The organism is Agathobaculum butyriciproducens (genome assembly GCA_003096535.1).
GTDB lineage: Bacteria > Bacillota > Clostridia > Oscillospirales > Butyricicoccaceae > Agathobaculum > Agathobaculum butyriciproducens.
Genome location: QEKJ01000035.1, coordinates 1 through 5,334 on the forward strand (window position 1 = coordinate 1; position 5,334 = coordinate 5,334).

The 5,334-nt window shown below is 58.5% G+C and carries 4 protein-coding genes; all 4 read right to left on the minus strand.

Annotated elements, in window-relative coordinates; translation table 11 throughout:
• The coding region (locus C7386_RS12845) for a response regulator (RefSeq protein WP_116705697.1) at nt 1–1,552 on the minus strand (1,552 nt) is incomplete at its 3' end.
• On the minus strand, nt 1,549–2,985 hold the full coding sequence (locus tag C7386_RS12850; protein WP_116705698.1) for a sensor histidine kinase: 1,437 nt from the start codon (nt 2,983–2,985) through the stop codon (nt 1,549–1,551). The genes C7386_RS12850 and C7386_RS12845, both read right to left, overlap by 4 nt.
• A complete protein-coding gene (locus C7386_RS12855; RefSeq protein WP_116705699.1) occupies nt 2,978–3,922 on the minus strand; it encodes a substrate-binding domain-containing protein in 945 nt (314 codons plus the stop codon). Before C7386_RS12855 ends, C7386_RS12850 begins: the two co-directional genes overlap by 8 nt.
• Before the next feature lie 268 nt (nt 3,923–4,190).
• Nucleotides 4,191–5,096, minus strand: coding sequence for a DUF4349 domain-containing protein (locus tag C7386_RS12860; protein ID WP_116705700.1), 906 nt, complete (start codon nt 5,094–5,096; stop codon nt 4,191–4,193).
• Nucleotides 5,097–5,334: the final 238 nt, after the last annotated feature.

Consider the following 5,334-nt stretch of genomic DNA (forward strand, 5'->3'; position numbering starts at 1 on the left):
CTTCCGACCGGCTGCGGTACTCGCGCGGCGAAACGCCGACGTGCTTTTTGAACAGATAGCTGAAATAGTGCGAATCCTGATAACCGACGTCAAACGCAATATCGCTCATGCGGCTGTTGCCATTGGTCAGCAGATGCTTTGCCGCCTCGATGCGGACAGCGGTCAGATATTCGACAAAGGTCTGACCGGTCTCCTGCGAAAACACGGTGGAAAAATGGTTCGGACTGAACCCGACCTCTGCCGCCACCATGTGCAGCGAAATACCGCTGTCCGCATAATTTTCGCGGATAAACTCCTTTGCACGGCTGATCTCCGCGCTGTATCGCACATTCTGATGGCGATAACACAGACGAGTCATGCGGCCAAGCACCTCGGCGGCACAGGCCTTTGTGCCCTCGAGCGTCGCCGCCTGACCGAGCACCGCCTGCGGATCCTCCGGAGGCGGAATGCTGCCTGCCTGCACCTCATCAGCCAGCTGAGAGGCCGTGACGAGCAGGTTCATCAGCAGATAATATCGGTACAGCACGCTCTGCACGTCCTGCGCCGCAGAGCCACCGAAGTAGCCCTCGACAATACGCGGCACGTCCTCGGGGGCGGCATGCCGCAGCTTGTCCGCCAGCGAGCCGCCCGCCGAGAAATCGAACTCGTGCTGCACACCGGCAAAGTCCGTGCTGCCGAATACACCGTCCTCCGCACATGCGGAGGCCTGCAGCAGTGTATCCTTCGCTGTGCGGTAGCTTTCCGGCAGGGCGCTGACACGGGAGACCGGTGCACCGATCGCGCACAGCGCGTTCCAGCCCAGCACCTGACAAAGCTCATGCCGCAGGTTCTGACAGAACTCGTAGGCGGTTTCGCGCACAGCTTCCTCGGTCTCTCCGCGCAGCAAGAGCACCAGCCGGCGGCTGCCGCGGAAAAAGGCGCAGACCTCGCTTTCCTCACCGCACAGACGCTCGGTCAGTGCACGCACCTGCTCCTGCACGGCATTTTCCGGCAGGCGCACGATGCACACAAGATACTGCTTCGCTGTCAGCAGCAGCCCCCAGCGTTCTCCCTGTACAGCCGCCTCCGCAGTCGGCACGCTGCCCGAGAGCAAGTCGTTGAGAAAATGCTCACGCAGCACGTCCTCCTCGTGTTCGCTGCGGCTGTTTGCACCTTCCGAGCGAAGCTGCTGCTGCTCCTGCTCAATCTGCTCGGCAACCTGTCCAAGCGTTTCAAGCAGCTGCGCCGAGCTGACCGGCTTGAGCAGATACGCGTCCGCGTGCAGCGAAACCGCCTTCTGTGCATACTCAAATTCATCGTGTCCGCTGAGGAACACAATACGCAGCCACGGCATGGTGCGCCGCACAACCTTTGCCAGCTCCAGACCATCCATAAACGGCATGCGGATGTCCGTAATGAGCACATCCGGCTTCATTTCCATCAGCATAGGCAGTGCCATTTCGCCGTCCGGCGCTTCACCTGCAAACAAAAAGCGTTCCTGCTCCTTTTCAATGCAGTTGCGGATACCATCCCGGATGATCTCCTCATCATCCGCAATAAATACACGCATCATAGCGTTTTCCCCTCCTGTTCGTCCGGTACGGTGAAGCTGATGCGTGTGCCGTGCCGGTATTCACTCTCGATCGTCAGTCCGCAGCCGTAATACAGCCGCAGACGCTGTTCCACATTGCGCAGACCATAGCCGCCCTTGCCGTCCGGGTCAAGCGGTGCGCCGTTCTGCAGCGAGGCCCGTACCTCGGCAAGACGCTCGGGTGTCATGCCCATGCCGTTGTCCTCCACGGCGAAGTACATGCCGCCTGCCTGCCTGCGGCCGGTCACGGTAATCTGTCCTCTGCCGCGCCTGCGCTTAATACCGTGATAAATCGCGTTTTCAACCAGCGGCTGCAGCACGATTTTCAGCATATACCGCTCGTGCAGCGCGGGATCAATATCAATCGTATACCGCATGATGCTACCGTACCGCACCGACTGAATCTGCAAATAGTTTGCAACGTGCTGTTCCTCGCGCTCGACCGTGATGTAATCCGCGCCGCGGCTGAGCGAGATGCGCAGAAAGCCGGTGAACGCCATCGTCATCTCGACGACCTCGCTGTTGCGGCCCTCTTCGGCCAGCCAGACGATGGTTTCCAGCGTATTGTACATGAAATGCGGCGTGATCTGCGCCTGCAGCGCCCGCAGTTCAGCTTTTTTGATGGTCTTTTCCTGCTCGACCCGCTCATGAATGAGCGCACCCAGCTGCTCCGCCATTGTATTGAGATCGCGTGTCAGCAGATGCAGCTCGTCGATCTCGGTCGGCGGGACGCGCTCGGTCAGCTCACCGGCGGCAATGCGGTTGGCAAACTGCTCCAGCTGCCGCAAAGACGCGCCGATCGCACCTTCCAGATTGTCAGATGCCCGAATAGTCAGCCAGATCATCACGCCGACCAGCGCAATGAGTGCAAGCGCTGCCGCACCCAGTCCGTGCTGAATGCAGGCGTTGAAACGGCCCATGCGGGCGATCTCATTCTCGATATAGCGGTCAAGCATGCTGCCCGCCAGATGGCCGACGCTGTGAATCTCGCGGTACAGCGATTCGTTGCGGCTGACTGCGGCACCGGCGTCCATCTGCGTTTCCAGCTGATCAACGTAGCTGTCGATCGTGCGGATGGCGCGCAGCGCCGCATTGAGATACTGTGCCTCGTCCTCTCCGGCACTGTCCAGCATATCGTTCAGTTCCCACAGAGCGCTGTCGATCAGCATCCGCTGCCGTCCATCCTCGAAGGAAATACGGCCGGAAACCACGTTCCACACCTCATCCGGCAGGTCCTGCACCAGCACAGTGCGGACCTCGGAGGCACGGGTCGTCAATGCAATATCCGCGCCATAGCGCTGTGTCAGCACAACCAGCAGACCGGCCAGCACGCACACCGGTAAAATCATGCAGACCACGCTGCGCAGCAGCGACTGCCGCAGCAAGCCGTGCAGACTGTGATGGGATTTACGCATCGGCTGTTCCCTCCTCCGTCAGCACGGCGGTGTCCGCCAGAGCGATATAGGGCTTCCACGGTGCCTTCGCAATCTGCTGGGCTGCGTCTGCGGTCAGCTCGGCCAGCTGGGTGTCATCCAGCGCACCGATTACGGCAACCTCCCCTTTTTTCTGCAGCGCGCGCAGCTCCGCACCGCCGCCAAACGCACAAATCAGCACATCCTTGCCCGGTTTGCGGCCGTGGCTGTGCAGATAATCCACCGCACCGAGCGCCATCGCGTCATTCTGGGCGAAAATGTATCCGATTTCGTCCAGATGGTCCTCCATCTCCTCCAGTATTTCGCAGCCGCGCGAGCGCATGCCGTCGCCGCACAGGCTGTAGGTTACGGTCAATCCTTGTTCCTCCAGAGCCTCGCGGCAGCCGCGTGCAATCTCTCTTGCGTCCGAAGCATTTACCGTGCCGTAAAGCTCCAGTACACCGTCCCGCGGCATGCGCTGCTGCAGAAGCGCATCCGCCGCCTGCTCGGCGAGCGACGCATAATCAAATCCTATATGCTGCAGCGGCACATCATCTACGCCGCGTATCGCGCGGTCTATCGACAGCAGCGGCACGGAGGCGGATTTTGCTTCGCGCAGCACGTTGTCCCAGCCGCTTTCCACCAGCGGCGTAAATGCGATTGCGTCCACCTGATACACGATCAGCGCACGCACGGCTTCAATCTGTGCCTCCTGCGTGCGCTCGACCGGCATTTCCAGCACTTTGAAGCCATGTTCCTCCGCCGCATGTACAAGCGCTTCGGACTGCGCTTCGCGCCGGTCATCCTCTGCCGCCGTGGTGACAATGCCGAGCACCGGCACATGGGCATTCTCTTTTTCCGGCTGTGCCAATCCCTGCAACAGCCGCAGCAGCACGACTGTGCAGAGCAGCAGCAATGCCGCCCCTTTCCATCGTTTCATGGTTTTCTCTCCGTTTCTTGTTCTCTCCTGAATGATTTAATCATATCACACTTTGGAGGAATGAGCCAAATGTATTTGATAATAGTATAAAAACTATCCAAATAAGCGCCCATGATATTATGCATATTCCCTCACTTGGGCAGAGGAATATCTTCCGACGCAGTCGGATCTACTTGCATTGGCTGTTGATATGCGGTATAACATGACTACACAAGGAAAGACAAAAGGAGCGCAGATTGCAAACATCTGCGCTCCTTTTGCACCTGTATTACCGTTCTTCTTTTTCTGTCGGAATCTCCGTCTGCTCGGCTTCACGCGCCTTCCTGCGCCGACGGCGCAGGACCGCAACAGTGCCGCCTCCGGCAGCAGCCAGCAGGATCACCGGCCAGAACATCACCGCACCGACGATGAGCGCTCGAACCGCGTCAACCAGACCGCGTGTTCCAGTCTTAGCCGCCTGCGTGAGCTGTGCGCCGAAGCCGCTGCCCTCAGGCGTTGCGGTCAGCGTCTGCACCTCTTCCAGATCCACATAGAAGGTCGAAAATCCGACCAGATCATCGTAATGCCGCTTAGAGCCGGTCAGCGAGTCGATCTCGTATTCACAGTCGGCCAGCGCGTTCTCGAGCGAGATGATATCCTCCATCTTATCCGCCTGATCGAGCAGCGCCAGCAGCCGCTCGTGCTTGGTGGTTAGCGTTGCCAGACGGGTTTCGATATCGGTATACTGCTCGGTCACGTCCTCGCTCGAACGCGAGCTGTACACCACATGCACGCTGCTGCCGAGCTGCTCGTAAAACGCCTCAAATTTCTCCTGCGGAATGCGCAGGACATAGCTTGCATGCCGGCTGCCTGCATCGCCGGAAAGACTGCTCGATTCAAGGTAGCCGCCTGCATCCGCTGCCATCTTCTCAATATCTGCAGAGGCTTTGTCGAAATCCTGCGTTTCGAGCGTCAGATTGGCGTTCAAAATCAGCTTGGCATTCTTTCTCACCGCAGAAAAGTCCGCACCGCTCTCAGCGGTATCTGCCGACGCGTCCTCGGTCCAGCCGTTCGCGTCACCCGGCATACTGCCGCTGCCACCGGCTGCCGCCGATGCCGAGTTGCCGACGCTTGCTCCGCAGGCGGAAAGCAGCAGTAAAAATGCAAGGAACAGGGGGAACAATCGTTTTTTCATAACAGACACCTCGTTTCTTGAGCGGTGCGGCGCACGGCCGCTGTATCTTCTCTTGTTACTTGATTAGACGAGATGCCGTGCGATTTGGTTCCCTCCGTTCTGTATATCAATCAAACAATTTTTAATACCGCATTCTATTGAAATGAACTGCACCCCATTTGTTAGACAGTATGGTATACTATCTAACAAGTGGGGTGTTTTGCTATGCCAAAAGGAGTACCAAACAAACGATATACGC

Bases quoted from the DNA above. Each gene is read 5' to 3' on its own strand.
- C7386_RS12850 (WP_116705698.1), bottom strand. From the start codon at position 2,985: ATGCGTAAATCCCATCACAGTCTGCACGGCTTGCTGCGGCAGTCGCTG.
- C7386_RS12855 (WP_116705699.1), bottom strand. From the start codon at position 3,922: ATGAAACGATGGAAAGGGGCGGCATTGCTGCTGCTCTGCACAGTCGTG.
- C7386_RS12860 (WP_116705700.1), bottom strand. From the start codon at position 5,096: ATGAAAAAACGATTGTTCCCCCTGTTCCTTGCATTTTTACTGCTGCTT.